15 protein-coding genes are annotated in these 19,118 nt (G+C 63.2%); 1 reads left to right on the forward strand and 14 read right to left on the reverse strand.

What is annotated here, in order from left to right; all coding sequences use genetic code 11:
- Nucleotides 1–104: 104 nt before the first annotated feature.
- Complete coding sequence (locus ACKAMS_RS30215; protein ID WP_118604076.1) at nucleotides 105–1,142, forward strand: methyltransferase; 1,038 nt, start codon at nucleotides 105–107, stop codon at nucleotides 1,140–1,142.
- 9 nt (nucleotides 1,143–1,151) lie between these two features.
- Here the strand turns inward: ACKAMS_RS30215 and ACKAMS_RS30220 are convergent, their stop codons facing one another.
- The 14 genes from ACKAMS_RS30220 to ACKAMS_RS30285 form a co-directional block, all read right to left on the reverse strand.
- On the reverse strand, nucleotides 1,152–1,598 hold the full coding sequence (locus tag ACKAMS_RS30220; protein WP_181991958.1) for a pyridoxamine 5'-phosphate oxidase family protein: 447 nt from the start codon (nucleotides 1,596–1,598) through the stop codon (nucleotides 1,152–1,154).
- Nucleotides 1,595–3,805 carry a lantibiotic dehydratase gene (locus ACKAMS_RS30225; RefSeq protein WP_147343756.1) on the reverse strand — a complete coding sequence of 737 codons (2,211 nt, stop codon included), beginning with the start codon at nucleotides 3,803–3,805 and terminating at the stop codon, nucleotides 1,595–1,597. The genes ACKAMS_RS30220 and ACKAMS_RS30225 overlap by 4 nt, the downstream gene beginning before the upstream one ends.
- 200 nt (nucleotides 3,806–4,005) lie before the next feature.
- On the reverse strand, nucleotides 4,006–5,241 hold the full coding sequence (locus ACKAMS_RS30230; RefSeq protein WP_118604064.1) for a M20 family metallopeptidase: 1,236 nt from the start codon (nucleotides 5,239–5,241) through the stop codon (nucleotides 4,006–4,008).
- 5 nt (nucleotides 5,242–5,246) lie between these two features.
- Nucleotides 5,247–7,010, reverse strand: coding sequence for a tryptophan halogenase family protein (locus ACKAMS_RS30235; protein WP_118604061.1), 1,764 nt, complete (start codon nucleotides 7,008–7,010; stop codon nucleotides 5,247–5,249).
- 11 nt (nucleotides 7,011–7,021) lie between these two features.
- The gene (locus tag ACKAMS_RS30240; protein ID WP_118604058.1) at nucleotides 7,022–8,386 is read right to left on the reverse strand and encodes a cation:proton antiporter; all 1,365 of its coding nucleotides are present in this window, start codon (nucleotides 8,384–8,386) and stop codon (nucleotides 7,022–7,024) included.
- On the reverse strand, nucleotides 8,386–8,964 hold the full coding sequence (locus tag ACKAMS_RS30245; protein ID WP_118604055.1) for an NADPH-dependent FMN reductase: 579 nt from the start codon (nucleotides 8,962–8,964) through the stop codon (nucleotides 8,386–8,388). The genes ACKAMS_RS30240 and ACKAMS_RS30245 overlap by 1 nt, the downstream gene beginning before the upstream one ends.
- Complete coding sequence (locus tag ACKAMS_RS30250) at nucleotides 8,961–9,539, reverse strand: flavoprotein (RefSeq protein ID WP_118604052.1); 579 nt, start codon at nucleotides 9,537–9,539, stop codon at nucleotides 8,961–8,963. Before ACKAMS_RS30250 ends, ACKAMS_RS30245 begins: the two co-directional genes overlap by 4 nt.
- The gene (locus ACKAMS_RS30255; protein ID WP_202975883.1) at nucleotides 9,533–10,207 is read right to left on the reverse strand and encodes a VOC family protein; all 675 of its coding nucleotides are present in this window, start codon (nucleotides 10,205–10,207) and stop codon (nucleotides 9,533–9,535) included. Before ACKAMS_RS30255 ends, ACKAMS_RS30250 begins: the two co-directional genes overlap by 7 nt.
- A complete protein-coding gene (locus ACKAMS_RS30260; RefSeq protein ID WP_118604050.1) occupies nucleotides 10,204–11,292 on the reverse strand; it encodes an FAD-binding oxidoreductase in 1,089 nt (362 codons plus the stop codon). The genes ACKAMS_RS30255 and ACKAMS_RS30260 overlap by 4 nt, the downstream gene beginning before the upstream one ends.
- Nucleotides 11,267–12,292 carry a hypothetical protein gene (locus ACKAMS_RS30265; protein WP_118604047.1) on the reverse strand — a complete coding sequence of 342 codons (1,026 nt, stop codon included), beginning with the start codon at nucleotides 12,290–12,292 and terminating at the stop codon, nucleotides 11,267–11,269. Before ACKAMS_RS30265 ends, ACKAMS_RS30260 begins: the two co-directional genes overlap by 26 nt.
- Nucleotides 12,285–13,517: a metallopeptidase TldD-related protein gene (locus tag ACKAMS_RS30270; RefSeq protein ID WP_118604044.1), complete on the reverse strand. Its 1,233-nt coding sequence runs from the start codon at nucleotides 13,515–13,517 to the stop codon at nucleotides 12,285–12,287. Before ACKAMS_RS30270 ends, ACKAMS_RS30265 begins: the two co-directional genes overlap by 8 nt.
- On the reverse strand, nucleotides 13,514–15,760 hold the full coding sequence (locus ACKAMS_RS30275; protein ID WP_118604041.1) for a lantibiotic dehydratase: 2,247 nt from the start codon (nucleotides 15,758–15,760) through the stop codon (nucleotides 13,514–13,516). Before ACKAMS_RS30275 ends, ACKAMS_RS30270 begins: the two co-directional genes overlap by 4 nt.
- Nucleotides 15,757–17,193: a hypothetical protein gene (locus ACKAMS_RS30280; protein WP_118604038.1), complete on the reverse strand. Its 1,437-nt coding sequence runs from the start codon at nucleotides 17,191–17,193 to the stop codon at nucleotides 15,757–15,759. Before ACKAMS_RS30280 ends, ACKAMS_RS30275 begins: the two co-directional genes overlap by 4 nt.
- The coding region (locus tag ACKAMS_RS30285) for a lantibiotic dehydratase (RefSeq protein ID WP_408989963.1) at nucleotides 17,190–19,118 on the reverse strand (1,929 nt) is incomplete at its 5' end. The genes ACKAMS_RS30280 and ACKAMS_RS30285, both read right to left, overlap by 4 nt.

The raw sequence follows: 19,118 nt of genomic DNA on the forward strand, positions 1-19,118 counted from the left end.
TTCAAAAGCGGTATGACAGTACCGTATTATGGTACCGACTTACGATACCGTATATATTCGTGAAAAACTAGTCACTACCGCATCGATTCAGGATCGAGACGCTCATGAACTCCGCTTCCCACTCTGCTGGCCAGCCAGGATCCTCCTCGGTATCCGATCCCGCACAACATGTCCGAGAGCTGGTGACCGGCTACCGGCGCGCCAAGGTGACGGTCCTTGCCGCTGACCTCGGCATCGCTGATGCACTCGCCGATGGCCCCCTTCAGGCCGATGAACTCGCCGTACGATGCCGAACCCATCCATCGGCAACCGGTCGACTACTCGAGTCATTGCTCGAGGTCGGTCTGGTCACTCGAACGGGTGGCTACTACTCGCTCACCCCCGCGGGCGAGCTGTTGCGGCGCGACGCACCCGGCTCACTTGCTCGATGGGCAACGACCTCGGCGGGAACGCAGTATGCGGCGTGGCAAGAATCCGCGCACGCGATCCGGACCGGGCGACCTGCCTTTGACGCAGTATTCAAGACTTCCTTCTGGCAGCATCTTGCCAGCAATCCTGATGCGGCCGCGGATTTCGACGCAGCGATGGCGGACTCGGTCACTGAGTCATGCGAGCTCATCACCGGCGACCCGGCATTGCATGGGGCGACGATGGTCGCCGACGTCGGTGGAGGCAACGGCAAGCTCGCGTCGACCCTGCTCGCCGCTCATCCTGATCTGAGTGTTCTCGTAGTCGACCTACCGGGAGTCGTCGAGCGGGCCGCCAATGCACTGACGCATTTTGGGAAACGTGCCAGCGTCGAAGGCGCCGACTTCTTGACGCGAGTTCCCTCTGGTGGCGATATCTATGTTCTGTGCCGGGTGCTGTCGGACTGGGATGACGCTCATGCCGCGATCCTGCTAGCCAATTGCAGAGCAGCGATGCGGGAGGGAAGCGCGTTATTGATTGTCGGTGGTCTACGCCGACCTGGACAACCCGCAGCGCGTGGTCTGTTGGACCTTCATCTGCTGATGATCATCGGCGGACGTGAGCGAACCGAGGCGGAAACCGCCGACCTGCTGACATCGGCAGGATTCCGCCTCGATCGTGTAGAGCATTCGCTAAGCGAACGCACAAGTCTCATTGCGGCAACTGCGGTGTGAAATCTACTATCACCATCCACGCAGACGCGTCGGCTGGATGAAGGTCAGGGCTCGATGCGATTGCAGGAAAGCCTCCACCCCCCCGAACATTTCGTCGATCGGCTGGCGGTACTTCTCGAGGTACCCGGTATCCGGTCCGCTGTCGGGTGTTGCGGCTAGATCGGCCTTACCTTCCATCACGACGATGTCACGTCCGAAAGAACCGCAGTCGAAATGCAGCACAACGTCACTGTTGCGGCGCAGGTGCGTCAAACGGTGCGCCCTGTTGTCGTGGGCCACCACAATTCTTGTTCCATCCCAGTAGAACCACACCGGGTTCGGTGCTGCTACACCTCGCGCGTTCACGGTGGTGAACCACACCACCCGCTCGGTGGCCAAGCGATGGTGGACCCGCGCGCGGTATTCCTGTGAACGGTCTTCCAGAAGTGCGTCCAAACCTGTTCCGGTGATTGTCATTTCGATTCTCTCTTGAAGGGGGTGATCGAACAGCCGATTCGCAGTTCGGCGCATTGAGGTTCTTGAAGTGGCCACCACAGATCCTCGGGTACCGGCAGCATCTCGGTCACACTGACCTCTGCGCCTGCGTGCCGCGCGGCTTCTCGAAGGCTCATCGGGTCGGCGAAGTCCAGGTACAGAGGCTTGGGTTCAGTTGGGTACCGCACGAACACGCGCCGCGGTAGACCGAGGCGACGTCGAAGCCTGTGCAGGTCGAGCGCGTTACCAGATTCGGGGATATGGCATCGCCATTGTTCGCGTTGGTACACGGTGCCGTCGATGGTCAGTCGCGGAGTATGCGCACCGGAGCCGATGCGAATTGGCACAACGGCCGGCAGTGCCAGGGCGCAGTACAGGGGCGCGTTGAGATCTCCCGGGTATAGCCTGCGCCTGCGTCCGTGGATGAGCACCGCGTCGCCTTCAGGCACCACGACGACCTCAGCGATCGGGACGATGTCATTCTGTTCCTTGCTGGATCGTCCCGCCAGTTCGATTGACACACCGGGGAGCTCCGGTGTGACGTGAGCGCTGCGCCGGCGGCCCACGATGGTTGCGGCATGATCGCCGACCAAGGCTGCGACGTCGGTGGAAAATTCGTTCCATAGCCGATCAGGTTCGCTGTGTAACGGAGATTCCAGCCCACCGTAAATCGAGCTGCAGTCGTCGTGTAGTTCCGCCAAAAGCCACGACGACGTGGACAGGTCGGGGCCGAGTGCCATGAGATCCGGGCTCGGAAAACAGCAATCCGCCGCAGCGTCGTGTGGCACCGATGACCACAGGTCTGCCAACGCGTCATGTAGGTCGCCCGACCGAATATTGGGGCTACCTTCGAAAAGCGACTCGAGCCGGTCTCGAAAATCACGCATGGCCGGCCCCTCTGTTGGCAGCGTGAGGCTGGTCAGCTCTGCCAACGGTGTGGCCTTACCCCCGAGCGCCTTCCGCAGTGCTGCCCGCGCGTCGGCGCGGCGCAACAAGGCTCCTAGATAGCAGATCGACAGTACTGATCGCAGGGCGTCGGCGATTCCTTCCAGGGCTTGACCGCCGATTCGGATCTTTTCGCTGTGGGGGCCAGTTCGATCCTCGTGAAAGATCTCCCGATCGGCGTAGTGGCTGCCTTCTTGTCGGCGAACTGTCCCGTTCGACAACTCACCCGCTAGTCGACGTGCATCGAGGAGCATTTCGCGTCTCTGCGGCCACATTGTGGTTGCGTAGCGATCACGCGCCGCCGCGAGTTCTGCCACGACGGGGTCCTCGGTCATCTCGGACAGACGCGTCAGTGCATGCAGCTCTACGGACGCGGTTGGGTGGGCGAGAACCGACAGTGCTCCACCGAGTGAGCCTGCTGTGGCCAACACTTCATCGACTGTCCAGCCCAACGCATGGGCCATTTCCTCGGCGGTGCGACCATCTGCTGCCCGCCACACTGTGAGCTTGTGCGCGTCGACGCGGAAATTGCGGCCGCTGGCGACGTGTCGCAGGCCGCGGCCGTCAGGAAGCTCAGCGAACAGCGGATTGCGTCGTACTGATCGGTCCGCGGGAGCAGAAGCGGCAGTGAGGTGCCTGGTCAATGCTTCAACCAGCCAGCTGCTCGCCTCGACGGTGATCCGCTCGGGGCCAGGCTCATCGATCGCCAGCGGCTCCACTACCGCACTGTCGAGTGCAACGAACTGGACCGGCCCGAAGAACGACACTGTTTCGCACCGGGTGCTGAAGCGCCGCAGATAGCGGTGCAACGTGGCGAGGGTGCGACGAGACGATGCGTTCGACGACTCGGCACGGTCCCAGACCGTGGCGGCATGATCGTGGAAGTCGGGATTGGAGACGAAGACCGCGTGGCGAATACGCTCATCGGCGAAGGCTGCGCGCACTTTCGATCGGGCTGCGGCCAACGCCCCTGATTCCGTGGCCTCGTATGGGGCCAGAAGTGATCGATAGCCCTGCACGGCCTCGGTCCACCGTCTCGCCCAATCATCACTGCCTGCACTGAGCAACAGGCCCGTGGCGCGCATGTCCAGTTCAGCACGTGCGGTCAGCAGTCGACGGACGTGGCGTACCGCACGCTGCGTCCGCTGCCGATTTTCCTGTCTATTCGCGAACTCGTCGAGCCTCGGTGCGACCGCTTCGTCGAAATCGGTTGCGATCGCGTCGAGTGCGGCCTCGCTGTCCAAGATGCGTATGATAGCAGCCAAGCGTTGTGTGTCCGCTGCGGTGTCGGCTAACTGTGCGGAAAATCCCGGGGTTCGCAGCAATGCCCACGGACGCAATTGGATTCGCAGCACTCGATCGGGCAGTACGACCTCTCTGATCAGAGGGCTCTTCCTCTGTTCTTCGACTCCTTCGGACTGGTCAATAGCCAGATGCACCGTCATCACAACCCCTCTTCCGTCGATCGAGTGCGTTCTCGCAACCGGTCGGCCCGTGCTTGATCAAAGCGTGCCCGCTGATCCACATCGGCTGCAGCGGCCGCAGCGGTCCAGCAAAGGCCCAATGCCCCGTCCAGTACTGCGCGATCGGCCGACTCGGAGACGCATGCCGAGGCGAATTCGGGTTGGTGGTTGACCGCCGCGCCAGAGTCGATGCTCAGTGTGGGATGAATGCTCGGAACCACCCGACTGACATTGCCCATGTCGGTGCTACCTGTAGGAATTTCGGCCTCTGCTTGCTCGGAGAGCAACGGGCGCCCCAGAGCGCGCGCAGCACTGCGGTAGGCATGGACGAGCCAGGGGTCGTGCGTGAGTTCTGCGTAGGCCGGGGTCGGCTCGGCGACGGTGAAAGTGCATCCGGTCGCGGACGCCCCGGCTTGTAGGCACCCTATGATCCGGTCCCTCAAATTCTGCAGGTCCTCGAGATCGGATGCCCGCAGCAGAAATAATGCGCGGGTACGCTCCGGGACGATGTTTGGTAAATTCCCGCCGTCGGTCACGATCCCGTGCACCATCTGCCGGGGCTTCAGATGTTGACGCGCCAGCCCGATCGCCACCTGGGCGACAGTGAGCGCATCCGCGGCATTTATGCCGGCGTGTGGGGCATAGGCGGCGTGGCTGGCGCGACCGTGATAGGTGACCTCGAGGTCCATCACCGCGAGCGACCTCGGCGCACAGTTCTCTTCCGGTGCAGGATGTGCCATCAGGCACACCGAGGCGTCGTCAAAGGCGCCGTCGGCCAGCAGAACGAGTTTTCCACCACCGGATTCTTCGGCTGGGGTCCCCAAGACTCGTACGGTGATGTTGAGTTCGTCAGCAACATCGCGCAGCGCGAGCCCTGCTCCAACACTGACGGCGGCGATCATATTGTGCCCGCATGCGTGACCCATTTCGGGCAGCGCGTCATACTCGGCGCAGAACACGACAACGAACGGCCCGGATCCATACTCGGCGCAGAACGCTGTTGTCAATCCACCGACCTCGTGGCGAACACGGAAACCGTTCGCCCGCAGGAGATCCGTGCAGCGTCCTACCGCACGATGCTCGTCGAATGCCGTTTCGGGGTCGGCGTGTATAGCGTGCGACAGTTCGCGCAGTTCGTCGGCGCAGTTGTCGACTGCGGTACGGCACCGCTCACCTATCTCAGCACCGAGCAGATCAAAAGCCGCGGTACTCGGCATCTGCCTCATGCCGGCTCGGCTCGTGTACCTGCGGGGCCGGCAGGTTCGGCCGCGACAAGGCGCTCGGCGCCACGCGGCCCTGCCCAACTACCTCGGGAGCGGAGTACAGCTGCATTGAGCCGCGGATCCAGATCGAAGGCCTTCAATGCCATCTCGGTGGGTAGAGCGAGTGCGACGAGCGCATCGGCGGATGCTTTGCGTGCTGCCCACGCGTCGCTAGATTCGTTCTGCGGCAACAGTTTCGTCGGCACTTCCTGTCCGAGCAGCAGGCAGTCGACCCCATCGAGGCCGTAGAAGGTCGGCGCGGTGGACTCCAGAAACCCCCGCACTACTGGGTTCCGGAATCGCAGCGGGGCACCGCCCGCATACACCTCGAGCAACGGCAGTAGACCTGAAACGTCGGTGTTGGCCCGTGCGTCCACCCAGAACTCGGTGTCTTTGCGGGTGTTGAAGCGGTAGTGCAGAGACAGGAACCAACGGATCTCGTCCCATTTCTTGGCAAGTGCGGCGTTGACGACGGCGCGGGGGCTGGGTTCATCCCACGACGCAGGTAGCGATCCAACTAGCGACATGATGCCCAATGTGATCATCATCAACCCGCTCGACTCGAGCGGTTCGACGAAAGCATACGAGTTGCCGATCGCGATAACGTTGCCGCGCCATGCTTCCTCGTGTCTGCCGGAGCGGAACCGGACGGTCTTGAAGGAATGTGCGTCTGGGTAGAGCCGCTGCAACTCCGCAGTAGCAGCGTCTTCGTCTATGAACTGCGACGAGTGGACGTAGCCGACGTGATCATCGGTGCGCGTGGGGATGGTCCAACACCAGCCGGCGTCCATCGTTGTCGCTCGCGTATACGGTTTGATCGCGCCGTGGTGTGGCACGACGGCGGTGATCGCCCGGTCGGTTTTGAGGCTGTCGGTGAATGGCACGTAGGGGGTGTCGAGCGCTTTACCCAACAACAGCGATCGGAAGCCGGAGCAGTCGACGTAGGCGTCGAATACGATCTGCTGGTTGTCGGCGGTAACCAGGTGATCGACCCAGCCCTCGGCGTCGAGTACGACCTGATCGACAGTGGCATCGAGGTGGTGTACGCCGCGACTACCCGCGAGTTTGGTGAGGTACCGGACGAATCGAGCATTGTCGAGGTGATAGGCGTAAGGCAAGTGGTTCATCAACGATATGTGTTCACCATCGCCCAGGTCGAAGACCGGCGCTCGATCGTGTGCCATCAGCAAGGACTGGAGGGTGAATGCGTTGATGTCGCCTTGGCTGGCTATCGAGCCCAACACACCGATCGAATTCGAACCCCAGTCGAACGGTGCCATGAAGCCGGCGGGTTTGGGGCCCCAATCGAATCGGATGCCCAACTTCCACGTGGGGGCGACTTCCCGGTACAGCTCCTCGACGTCGATATCGAGGTAGTGGTGCAAGAACGGCACCATCGACGGTGTCGTCGCCTCTCCGACGCCGATAATCGGGATCCCGCTGGATTCGACGAGAGTCACTTCCAACCAGGGTCTTTTGGCGCGCAATGCCAGCGCGGTGAGGTATCCGGCGGTGCCGCCGCCGATGATCCCGATGCGGCGGATTGCACGGGGATCATCGGCAGATGGGCGAGTCGCCGAGATGTCGCGGAAGTCGTCGGCCTCGCTCTCGGTGTCGGCGCTGAGGCCGTTCGAGGTGGTGAACCATTCCCGTACTGCGGTCGAGTCGTCGTCAGGCAGGCTGGCGAGCAAACGGTCGAGGTCGGTCAGGGGGTATACGGACATGGGAAGACCTTTCAACGAGAGTTTGCGACCTGGACGCTGGGGCTGAATCGATCAACCGCGGCGAGCGCAGGCCATGTCATTGCGGTACACACGAACGCTGTGAGCACCAGAATCGTGAACAATTCGGGCCCGAGCAGACCAAGATCCCGCCCGATACCCAGTACGACCAGCTCCGTCATGCCGCGGCAGTTCAGGAGCGCGCCGAGCCGCGCCGAATCCGACCACGACGCGCCGGCTGCACGTGAGGCAAGCGCGACTCCTCCATACTTGCCGACGAACGCTAGAGCGAGAGCAACGGCGAACCATCCCCACAGCGCACCTGCCGCACCGAGTGTCGTTAGATCCGTTGCCATTCCGCTGCCCGCGAAGAACAACGGCATCAATAGGATCGCGGCGGCTGGACCCAGCAGCCTGATCGACCGCTCCGCGACACCGCCGACGCGGGGTACGAGCAACCCGAAGACGAACGCGCCTATCGCTGCGTGCATCCCAGCCAAAGCGGCCAGTTCGGCGAACCCGACAGCGCAGGCAGTCAGAATGACAACGCGGATCGGGAGGGGAATAACCTGGCTGTTCAGCAATGCGCGCAGCCAGGGCCGCACCAACATCAATCCCGCCATTAGCGCGAAAGTAAGTCCGATAGTGGGGAGTAGCCCGCCAGCGACGCCGCCGACCAGGCCTGCAACCAGTGCAAGAAGAATCCATGCCTGTACATCGGCGATGGTGGCCGCTGTGACCGCGATGGTCGACAATGCGCTACCTCGCAGTGGGCTACCCCTGAGGATCACGACGAGAACCGGCAGGGCGGTGACACTCATCGCCGCCCCCACCAGCAGCGCGAACGGGAGCAGCTGCACACCGGGAGGTGCCAGGTGCGGGTATACGAGCAGCGCGAACAACGCTCCCAGCAGCAACGGGAACACAAAGCCGACTTGACTGACCGACGTAGTGATGCGGCCGCTGCGCCGCAACAGTTTCGGGTCGATTTCCATTCCTGCCAGGAACAAGAACAGGACCATGCCGAGGTGGGCGAGCCAATTCATTGGTAGCCGAACCTGATCCGGGAACAGCGCTTCCACAGCACCGGGCCACAGCTGCCCCAGCAGTGACGGTCCGAGGGCGATTCCGGCAGCGATTTCTCCGATTACCCGGGGTTGGCCCAGCCCGACTGCCGCACGACCAGCGAGCCGACAGGTAACAATGACTACGGTCACACCGAGCAGCAACTGCGCGAACAGCGCCGGCGTTGCCCCGGCGGGGCGAGTCCACACCAACGAGACAATCAGCAGACCGACGAATGCCACTGTCGCGGTGATAATTTCAGGCGCGATCGAGCGGCGCGAGGGTGCGCGGGCCACCGCGATGTCGCGGTTCATCACTCTGTCCCGGCTGGGAGCGGTTGCTCCTTGCGGTTCAGCGCCCGTGACATTTCCATGACTTGGTCGAGCATGGTCGGCAAGTGCTGGGAGACTGTTGGGTCGGCGGGTAGCCCCTCTGGGGTAAACGGTGGCCGGGCGATTCCGACGCCGAGAGGGGTGGGCCAGGCGCGTAGCGCGTGGCCGATCGCACGGAGGGCGGCCAACGTACTGGCCGCGCCTTGTTCCCCACCGGCGACGGCGACGCAACCGAATACCCGTCCTTGCAGGTAAGGGCGGGTATCGGTGGACAGCTCGTTGATGTAATCCAAGGCGTTTTTCAACAGCCCCGAGATGCTGCCGTGGTATGCCGGGGAAATCACGATGACACCGTCGGCAGTGCGGAGTGCATCCAGGTACAGGTCGACTGTCGTCGATCCCACCCGGCCCGGTGTGTAGAAAGGGAATTCGAGCTGGTAACCGTGAAACACCGTGGCGTCGATATGCGGCGCGCACTGTTGCGCGCACCAGGTCGCGAGTCGGTTGCTCGCTGAGCCGCGGCTCAGCGAGCCGCTGAGTACTACTACGGACGTGTTCATTGTGCCGCCTTCCGCTGATCGTTGTCCGGTCCCTCGCACTCTGCGCGAAGGTGGTCCCAGGCAAGCCGCCACGGGAAGGACTCGGGCGCAGCGCTTGTCGGTCCGCCTGCGGGCATGGAGCACACTTGCTCTCCGTACAGGACTGTCACACCCCAGGCCCGCAGCGAGGACATGGCTGCGACGATCGCCGGATGAGCCAAGTGGTCCCGAGTACTGAACGGGACAACCACGAGAGGAATGCCTGCACCGATCGCTTGGGCGCATCGGCCGGTGGCGAGCGTGTCCGACAGTCCGGCCGCGAGTTTGGCGATCGTGTTGGCCGTGGCCGGGGCCACGACAACCGCATCCGGAGGCGGCAACGGCTCCGGTTCGGTCGGGGCCCTGAAGGTGTACAACACGGGATATCCGGTCATCGCGATGAGAGCTTCGACGTCGAGGAACGGCATGGCAGAGGGGGTGGCGATTATCCCCACCTGCCACCCGTCTGCTTGGGCGGCACACACCAGTGCGCCGACTCCTCCGGCTGGCGGGGCACCGGTGACAATTGCGTACAGCATCGGTAAATCCGTCACCATCGGAGAGCCACCTGGCCTTCTGCTGTCTCCAGCCGTACCTCCTCGATGCCTCCGATGAGATCCTCGACGATCTCGATGCCCGGGGTCTCGCCGCCCATCCACGCGCGGCACTCGGCAGTGTCTGCGGTACGTACCCGAATACCAGTGATACCGGTCGGCACGTGATCGTGGGCCGCGGCATCGAGGTCGGCGGGCACCCGTTCCAGCCGTGTCGCCATGTCTCCGTAGGCCAGGAAGAACGGCCGCTCGGGCATGGACCACGAGGTAGCAAATCCGGCTTCTGCCCAGGGGACCACTCCCCCGTCTGCGCGTACCGACTCGCCAGTGAGCAGATCCGCAGACGCTCCGGTGGCGGTAATACGTGCTGCTACTTGTTCGATGTCGTCGACCAGAGCAGCCCAGTTCAGAAGTGTGGGCCCGTCGGCTGTGCGTTCGAGGAACAGTCGCCCGAACTCAGTGCCAGCGAGCAGGTTCTCGTCGTGGGCTACGAGCAGTTCCAGGTACTGCACCTCGTCGGTGGACATGGGTACGATCCAGCTGGCGGTGCCATCCGGGTTGGGGCTGCCGTCGCAGATGCCGAACCCGAATTCGTCGCGTAGCCGATCTCGCAACGGCTCGATGCTGCGAGATCCGAGCAAAACATGATCGATGCGTATCACGGCGATCACCGCGCCGATTCGGCAGTGACTTTGCTGGGGCACATGCTGTACGGCAGTGACTCCCAGTCGTCTTCAGTGAGACCGGAAACCAGACCCATTGCGGTGGCTCGAGCGCTCAATAGTCCGTGACCGGCGTGCCCGGCGCAGACGAAGAGTCGGGGGCGTTCCGGTATCGCGCCCACGATCGGCCGACCTGTCGCGGTCACGGGGCGTAGTCCGGCACGCAGTTCGACAGGTTCGGCACTCGCCAGTGCTGGCATCGCCGCGGTCGCGAACGATAACAGACCCGATACTCCACCGGCAGTGACTCTTTCGTCAAAGCCCGCGTGTTCTTCGGTAGCACCGACTAGGACACCACCACCGATTGCCGGCGCGAGGTAAAGCGCCGAAGAGAAGATCACGGGCAGCTTGACCTCTGTACGCAGGAGAATCATCTGACCGCGCTGCGGGGTCACGTCTGGTGCTCCGAGGGAACTGCTCCATGCTCCGGCTGCGACGACTGCGCGCTCGGCCCGGAACACGCCGCTGCTCGTCGTCACGCCGACTCCGGACAGGTCGTCGCAGAGTGCGTGCACTTCGGTTCCCTGTAACCAGGTGACGCCCTGGGCGAGTGCGTGATCACGTACCGCGCGTAGATATCCGGCCCCGTCCACCATCAGCCCGTCGCTGAGGATGTATTGCCGGCTTTTGGGAAGGCTCAGTCCGGGCGCGATCTCAGCGAGCTCGGCGTGCTCGACCCACCTGCCGTCGACGTCGGCGAGGCTGGCTGCGTACTGGTCTGCGTCGGTTCGCCGCAGTGCCCGGAGGATTGGACGAGCCATGGAGAATGGGCCAGACTCCGGCTCGAGCGTCGCGATATCGGAGGCCAGATCCTCGCTGGCAGAACAGAGCCACTGATAGAACTCTTGATCGCCGAGGTAGCGCAACGACGGTACGGCGACGCCTGCGGCACGCGGGGTCGCACCTCCGGCAGTAGCGCCCGCGTCGAAGACGACAACCGAGGCACCGGTCTTGGCGAGTTCGTCGGCGAGGCAGGCTGCGACGATGCCACCTCCCACAATGGCGAAATCATGGCTGACTGACGGTGATGACATCGCGGTCCTTCTTGTTGAGCGTTTCTGCTGAAGGCAGCAACACAGTTGATGTGGTCACTTCGGCATCGGTGTAGACGGTGGAGACCGTGCCGGTGATCCCCATCGCGTGGCGCAGTAGGTGAATCGGTCGGCCGGTCAGAGTCAGCGAGAACCATGTGCCGTGTTCGCTCTCGCGGGCAAGGCAGGTGAGCCGGACATTGCCTCGGGAGTGGTAGCGCTGCAGTCCCTCCACACAGTGGAGGAGTTCGATGTACCGCGGCGGCTCCATCGCTTTCGGGCCGGTGAGCCGCCACCCGGTGATGGGCGGGGCAACCGTGGTTCCGAGGTCGTGATTCCACACCCGCCGTGGTGCAGGATCCGGAGCGAGTACTCGTCCGTTGTCGATCAGTTCGACGGCCGCTGCCATGCCGCCGAGGTCGTTGGGTGTTCCTTCGGCGGGCCACAGGGGCACTTCGGTGAGAGTGAGTCCTGGTAGCAGTTTGCGGCCCGTCATCGTCTGGCGAGTCGAGGTTCCCTTGGCAGACAACAGCGAGAACCCCGCTCCGGCGATGAGGACAGCGGCCACTTCCGGTCGCAAGCACAGCGGTAGCCGTGCCCAGTCTGTGGGAGGCTCGTCCAACCTGTTCGGCATCTTCGGTGGAGCGAGGCTGGGCGCGTCGCTGAGTTCGGTGGGATCCGCGGCAGTCGCTGTCCCGATCAGGACCGGGCCGAGCGCAGTTTCGAGCCGCGCGAGCACACTTGTGTGTCGGGAGTCCTGACGTTGCCGCACGGTGACGATCGCGCTTTGCAAGGCAACGCCATGATCAGTACTCCACCGATCGAGTGTGCTGATCACTGCTGCGACCGGTTCGATTGTGTCGAAACCTTGCTCGCTTTTACCGAGCCGGATCGAGGAGACGACCGCACCCGAGTCGTCGCGCTGTAGTTCGAGGGTGTCGATCGAACGGTTCCGTCGTGGGCCGGCCAGGAGTGTGTGGGTGGTCTGGTCAATTTCAGCCATGGAGGACCTTCCGCACGTTGATCGTGTTGGCGGGTAGGCTCATTCCAGCGTTGGCGAACGACGTCGGAAGCGGAAATTGGCCGAGTTTGCCACAGCCGCGATTAGCTCTCCCGTAAGCCTGGATCGCTGGGTCGACCGGCATCAGGGCGCCGAGGGTGGTACCTGCGTCGCCGCGAATCTCGATCGCCCCGAATCGACGTGTCACTGCGCCCGGTTCACACCACAGTGAGTCGTTGGCGCGGAAGACGAAATCGCCGGTGGCGAGGTTCATCGACTCCAGGCGTAGCCCCAATGGCGCGAGGTACGGTCGCACCGGGAGTTCTGCAGCATTGCCCGGCTCGATTGTCGCGACGGTGTGCGTCATCCGCGGGATCGCAGGGTGTCGATAGTTCAGACGGCGACCGTGTCCGCTGCGCCGCAAGCCGAGCCGCGTGGCCGACATAGCGTCTGTCATCGGCTCGCCAACCTGGCCGTTATCGAGTAGAACCGCCGGTGTCGATGTGGTCCCCTCGTCGTCGATAACGCTGTGGAAGCCTCCCGCTGCCTCGCTCGATCCGTCGATAACGGTCAACCAGCGCGGGCCGATCACCTCGCCTCTGCGACCAGACAGCCAGCTGGTCCCGGTCGCCAGGACGTCAGCTTCGAGCGGGTGACCGACGAGCTCGTGGAAGAACGCTCCGGCTCGTCCCGGAAGTAGGACCAGATCCGCGTGCTGCCAAGCGATCTCGTCCGGTTCGACGGACGGTAGGTGCGCTCGGGTGCGCAGTTCGTCGACCAGCGCGGCAATACCCTCTATTTCTAGTGCAGTGCTGGTCGACAAGCGCGCCTCGGAAACCGGTCCACGTGGTGTGTCGACTTCGACCTCCACGGAGGCATATCTGCGCTGATCTTCGACCAGGGTTTCCGGGTTACCGGCAACTACTCGCTGGTGTAGTCCGGCGAATCGCAGTACCGCGCCGGTCTCGCGAGCGAGCTCGCGCAGAATCGGTTCACAATGCGCGGCGAACGCGTCGACAGATTGTGCCAGGACATGCGCCAATGCTGCAGCTGCCTCAGGTGGAAGTTGTGCCGGATCATCCGCCGCGCGGTGCTCACCCATCCCGGTGGTATCCACTGTTTCTACGCAGCCACCCGCGGTTCGGTGGTTCTCACGCTCGATAGTGCCGGTCGGATCGATTCGCATGACGCCACGAATAGTGTTCTCGGCGAACAGCACGCTGGTCACTGTGTCTCCTCGGTGTCGTGGCCGATGACTTGGATCCGTGCCTCGCTGGTGTAGCGACGCCCCTGCTGGTCACGTAGCCACAGCATCTCCGGTTCGGGTGACATCGGCTCGATGTGGAGCACACCGGGTGTTTTGGCGATGTGGGCGAGCAGATCGGCAGCCAAGGGCGCCGCCAGATCCAACATGTATGGCTTTCGCTCAGTCTCGCTGCGGCAGAAGACGAACCGGCAGCCGGTCAGCTGAGCCAGTCGTCGCAGGTTCAGGAATCGACCGGAAGGGGTCGTAGCGGTGAGCTCGTCCGTCGAGACCTCCCACCGGGCCCGTTGCACAACCACGCCTGCGATTTCGACCTCGGGTTGATGTTGTTTGTCGCTGGAGAACACAGGATGGACCACCTGCGGATGTGAAAGCGAAGCAGTGGGTGGATACTTCACGAAATCGCTCAGAGGCACATAGCAACGCAAGAGGCGGCCTTGGCGATCCTGAAGTTCAACCCGATCGCCGACTGGGGTGACTGTCACATCGTCTGCGGTCAGTAGGTCCTTTCGTCGAGTATCGGCCCACGACAGGGGCCGGAAGGCGACCTCCGGTCCAGGAAATCGGTAGTAGCCCTTGTTTCGACGCCCGAAATCGAGGCCCACGAGGTCGTCGGCCCGGCTGGTGATCCAGTCGTTTGCGTCAGCGGCGAACTGGTCTGGATTGTCGAACATGGTGGCAAGCCAGCTGTTGACCAGGAGGTGGTGGTGTGTACGCGCGACGATCAGCGGGGCTTCGGAGAGTGCATGTTCGTCGATGGCTCGTGGGCACAGGTCGACCACGGCATAGCGGTCCCCGCGCAGAGCTGCGGCTTTCTTGAGTAGCGTGGCGATCTCCGCATCGGCGGCGTCGCCGGAGTAGGTGGGGGCGTGTCCTGTGCGGAATCGCGAAGTGCTCACCTCTCGTTTTTCCAAGGCGGCGGCTGCACGCGTCGACCAGGCCGCGAGTGTCATAGCATCGTCAGGATCATGTCCGGAATCAGCGAGCGCGCCACGGACCACCGCTACCGCCTCCTGTTGGGTTTCAGCGCCGTGCGCGACTGCCACTTCAAGTAGCGGCGAAAGGCGTCGTTCCCATTCGGCCAGTTGATGTTCGGAGATCTCAAGGTCGAACTCGGAGGAGCATTCTTCGAAAAAGATCGCACGGTCGGCATAAGTCGCGCCCTGTCCTCGCCGGGCCGGTTTACCGGTGATCTCAGTGAAGCGCTGTTCCAAGGTTGCGACGGTAGCTATGCGCTTGTCGAGTGGTTGGTCTTCCATCGACGCGCGCAGACCTTCGAGTTCGTCGATACGGTCGATCCACTCGTCTTTGGCGGGCATCGGCGGGATCGCGTCGAGTTGGTCGCGCAGTGTTCTGAGGGGAGCGGTGTCATATTCTCCTCCGCCGAGTTCGACATCGGCGGCACCATCGGCAAGCAGTTTGCGCAGGTCGGCAGCAATTTCTTTGGATGGACGACCGGTTGCGCGGACCAGGTCGACGAACCGGGTTCCGCCTACCTGGAGCGCGGAGAATGTCACGGGTGCCGCGCCGCCGCTGACCGCCACGGGGTGGAATCGGAGATGGGGTAGTAGTCGTGTGTCGCGGGCTATCGCGCGGATCAGGGTACGGACGGCCCATTCAGACAGGAAGACGCGTCTTATTCGGGGGCGGTCTCGGTGAAGTCGAGTCGTTCCACCCGCTGTTCCATACGCCATGGGCCCGAAAAAGCTCACAGTTTCGTTCTTGGCGCAGAATCGTTGGACGTAGGTGTACATCTGTCGACGGACGCGGCGCCACCGTGAGTTCAGGGCACCTTTGTGGGACAGATAGGGCACCAGCATATTTCGGTATGCATCGGGGTTTGACAGAAATACTGCCTCGCCGACTTCAGGTCGACACAGCACCTCGCGCAGCTGATCGCCCGCGGCAGCGTCTGCGTCCGCGTAGGCGAGCTCGAAGCGCCGGGTAGCGACGGTCCATTCCCGTGACGCTGCACGAGCGTCCGGGTTGGCGAGAGTAGGTAGCGTAGCGCCGGATCCTCGGCGCACCGCGGAACGCACTGTGTCGGCCTGTGCACCGACTGCGGCCAGCAGCGCTGCTTCGCGATCAAGCACGTCCTGCGCGGCGGCGAGCAGTTCTGCGTCCGCGGTGAAGGCTTCCAGCCAGTCGAACGGCATTCCGGCGTGGCGTAGGACGAAAACGCGCCCTACGCGCCATTGTCTGGTCACAGCGTCCCTCTCCATGCGCCGGCCACTATCAGTTGGCCGGATAGCCGGTCACGAACCCGTTCGGATAATTGCTGCGCCACCGATTTGTCACCGCGCGCGAGCCGGTCCACGACCGAAGAAAGACGAGGGTGCACGCGAAAAGCGCTTCCTGAGCGCAAATTCACCACAAAGCTCCCCGGTCCCCGGCCGTCTGGGCCTGGTCCGTCGTTGCGCACAACCTGAGCGTTGGCCGACCAGCCGTCCTGTCCTGTCGCGGTCATCGGCACAGCGGCCGCGAAACGACCCGGCAGAAGCTCCACCATGTTCGAGAATTCCGCCAGAAGCTCAGCTATGGTTCCCGAAATCCTCTGGGCTTCAATAGTCTCCGCAGCGTCGAAGTCTCGACTTCTGGGCAGATCCCGGCTTCGTGGTTGCGAACGGTGGATCAGTTGACGACCACCCCAGCTACCGTGTGCGTTCACGCCGAGACGGAACGGACGAAGGCCGGCGAGATGAAGTTCGTCGTCGTTGGCAAGGCCCTGTGCTGTCTCCTTGATCTTCTCGTACTCCACCCCTGGTGCACCGACGAGAAGCTCGACACGCACCGGAATGTCACACGGCATCCGGCTGACGACATCGGCGATATCGACGGTCGCGCCGTTGAGGCCACTGGTGAATTGAGTCCGGCCGGGTCGAGCCGCAGCAGTGAGGACCATGCCCCGGCACAGTGACAAATCCGACGCGGGCAGTTCGAGTAGCGACGCGACGTCGAGCCATCCGACCCAGGGTTCGCCCTGGGGCGGATCGGCCGGGTCTGTAACCACGGTGACCCGTTCCCCCTCGGACCACTGCGGTGCCAACTGCCAGCGTGGAACCCACGCCGAGATTGTCGCGCCGCGTAGTTCGGGTAGGCGGGACAATGCCACGCGGTGGGTGTGCGCGAACCTTCCGCAAAGCTCGGTCCGGTTCGATTCCGAACCGAGGACGATGGCGATCGCGGCTGGCAGTTGCTGGTCTGTGTCGACGAGGACGCGAATCGGACCGCAGGCTGCGGCATCGGCAGCGAGTGCTACCTCCGGTCCGAACAGCGTCGTACGCCGGCCCGCGTCTGCTACATCACTGCTCGATTCGGTGCTGCCGCCGACGATCTCGACATCGTCAGCGGTCATCCGCAGGGCGTCGTCGTACGCAGTCATCGACCGCAGCGCCACTCCCATCGCTCGTAAGGTTGCTTCGTCTCGCCGTTGCCGAGCGAATGTCGCCGTGGCAGCGTGCAGAAACAGTGCATCGAGCGGATTGGCCGTGTCGGCGGCCGCACCCAGTCGGGCTGGGTCGGCAGCGCGGTTTCTGAATTTCGCGTTGAGGTCGAGGATCCGCAGGCCTGTGTCGGCGACTGTTCGCGTCGGATCGGATAGCGGTGGGATCACCAGCAGTGGTTCTTGTGGCATCGTCATATCTGGTTCGCTCCTTTCCGGACGTAAACACACCGCAGTTCTGCGGCGAAGCGCAGCTCACCGTCGCGTAACCAGGCCTCTTCTGGAGTCGGCAGAACTTCGCTCACAGTTAAGGTCTCGGAGGTCGCGGCCAGTCGGGTCAATGCATCCAGCAGCGACGGTGTTGCGGTATCGACGAAAATGGGTTTTCGCTCGGCTGGCGATTTCGCGAAAAACCGGGTCGGAAGGTTGCGCGTGGCACACATTCGCGCGACCGCCAGAAGTCGGCTGGTCTCGCCGATCTTGGTGTTCGGCTGCGGAATTTCGGCTGAGGGCAGCTTCCACGTACGTCGACTCAGTACCGCATTGCGCCACGTCAGTCGCGGAACATGCGGTAGATCAGGCAGAACGGGGCGCCTGATGCGGGGCAATGCCAGCGCTGTGTGCAGTCCACTGTCGAGTTCGCCGTTGTGAAATAGCAGTGAGCGTTCTGGATCAGCGCGATCGACGAGGATCGCCTGCTCCCCGTCGCTGTGGACCTGCAGTGCGTCGAGCCCGATCCGTCCCCGGGTCGGGTCGGCAGCTGTGCCTCCGAGTTCCAAAACCAACCCAGGGAATTCCAGCGGAGGCAATCCCGTGCTGCGCCGCGGGATGACATTGACCGCGGTTTGCGTTCCGAGTGCCACTTCGATGGCCGCGTCACGGTCGAGCAGTATGTGCTCGGAATCGGGATGGAACCGCAGTGCCCACGGAGTCAGCAGCGCCGCGTCGTGGATATCGCCGAGAACCAGTGGTGTCGATCCGGGCCGATAGCACGCCAGGTCGGCGGTCGCAGGGAGCATATCGATCGAGCAAAGAACCGGGTCCCGCGGCGCGGGCGGGATGTCGAGGAACTCGGCGAGATCGACCACGGCAGTGTCTGGGTCGATGTTCTGTAGTGCGGCTGTGATGTAGTCGGTCAGCCAGTCGGCGGTCTGGACGGTCAAGTCTCCGGCTTCTCGCAGCGCGGTGGCCAACGGGACCACTCGATTGCCGAGCCGCGCAGCGAGCTCGCGATTGGTGGATTCGCGTGTGAGATCTGCCTGATAGGCCAGCAGATCCAGTGCAGGCGCGACGACCTTCAGAAGGTCAGCCGCCAAGTCGCCGCGCAGAGTCGCTTCGGCGGTGCCCACCGCGGCTTCATGTACCACGACCCTGTCATTGTAAAAGCGATCGCCGCTGGCCCGGCTGGACTCGATCATCGAGTCGAGGTCGTTCTGTAGGGCTAGCTTCGTCTGTGCGGGAGCTGACGGGTACGCGGTGAGTAGCTCCCGTACCTTTGTGACGGTCTGATGCGCGTCGCTCGGGTCGCCGGCGGCTGTGCGCTGCGCCAATCGATGTTCGAGCCACCCCCACGGGTCGAGAAGAGTCGAGGGTGGAGTGAGGTCATGGATCAGCCGGCCGGATCGCAGCCCTGCACGCACGTGGTCAAGGGCCGCGGACAGCGGCACAGCCTCATCATGAGCGATCTCACGTACGGTCCGGCAACCGTCGACAAGGATCGAAAATCCGGACACCTTGCCCAATAGTGTTTTTCGACGTGGAATTGCATCGGAGAGGAGGTCGTCGTCGGCGTCGATTATATGGTTGATCGCGTGAAGAACCCGCGCTGCAGTATGGGCTTCTCGATCTCGAATGACGCGATGCCCCCGCCAGGTCACTGTTGACTGGTTCGGTTCGAGTGGTGCGAGATCCGCGTAATTGATCGGGCCGAAGAAGCTCATCGTCTCGCTTTTCGCACCGAAGCGCTGGGCGTACGACGCGAGTTGGCGGCGAATGCGTGCGCCCTTCGCCCCGCGGGAAAGGTCTCGGTACGCCGGTGGCGAAGAACATGCGATAGCCTCACCCACGCGTTCGTCGGACCGCAGCGCAGCGAAGGCTTGGTCTACAGCAGCCGCGTCAACTGT

This window comes from Rhodococcus sp. 5A-K4, assembly GCF_046097995.1.
Taxonomy (GTDB): Bacteria; Actinomycetota; Actinomycetes; order Mycobacteriales; family Mycobacteriaceae; genus Rhodococcus_F; species Rhodococcus_F erythropolis.

Excerpts from the sequence above, each read along its gene's own strand:
- ACKAMS_RS30215 (WP_118604076.1), top strand. The coding sequence starts at position 105 with ATGAACTCCGCTTCCCACTCTGCTGGCCAGCCAGGATCCTCCTCGGTA.
- ACKAMS_RS30220 (WP_181991958.1), bottom strand. The coding sequence starts at position 1,598 with ATGACAATCACCGGAACAGGTTTGGACGCACTTCTGGAAGACCGTTCA.
- ACKAMS_RS30230 (WP_118604064.1), bottom strand. The coding sequence starts at position 5,241 with ATGCCGAGTACCGCGGCTTTTGATCTGCTCGGTGCTGAGATAGGTGAG.
- ACKAMS_RS30235 (WP_118604061.1), bottom strand. The coding sequence starts at position 7,010 with ATGTCCGTATACCCCCTGACCGACCTCGACCGTTTGCTCGCCAGCCTG.
- ACKAMS_RS30240 (WP_118604058.1), bottom strand. The coding sequence starts at position 8,386 with ATGAACCGCGACATCGCGGTGGCCCGCGCACCCTCGCGCCGCTCGATC.
- ACKAMS_RS30245 (WP_118604055.1), bottom strand. The coding sequence starts at position 8,964 with ATGAACACGTCCGTAGTAGTACTCAGCGGCTCGCTGAGCCGCGGCTCA.
- ACKAMS_RS30250 (WP_118604052.1), bottom strand. The coding sequence starts at position 9,539 with ATGGTGACGGATTTACCGATGCTGTACGCAATTGTCACCGGTGCCCCG.
- ACKAMS_RS30260 (WP_118604050.1), bottom strand. The coding sequence starts at position 11,292 with ATGTCATCACCGTCAGTCAGCCATGATTTCGCCATTGTGGGAGGTGGC.
- ACKAMS_RS30265 (WP_118604047.1), bottom strand. The coding sequence starts at position 12,292 with ATGGCTGAAATTGACCAGACCACCCACACACTCCTGGCCGGCCCACGA.
- ACKAMS_RS30280 (WP_118604038.1), bottom strand. The coding sequence starts at position 17,193 with ATGACGATGCCACAAGAACCACTGCTGGTGATCCCACCGCTATCCGAT.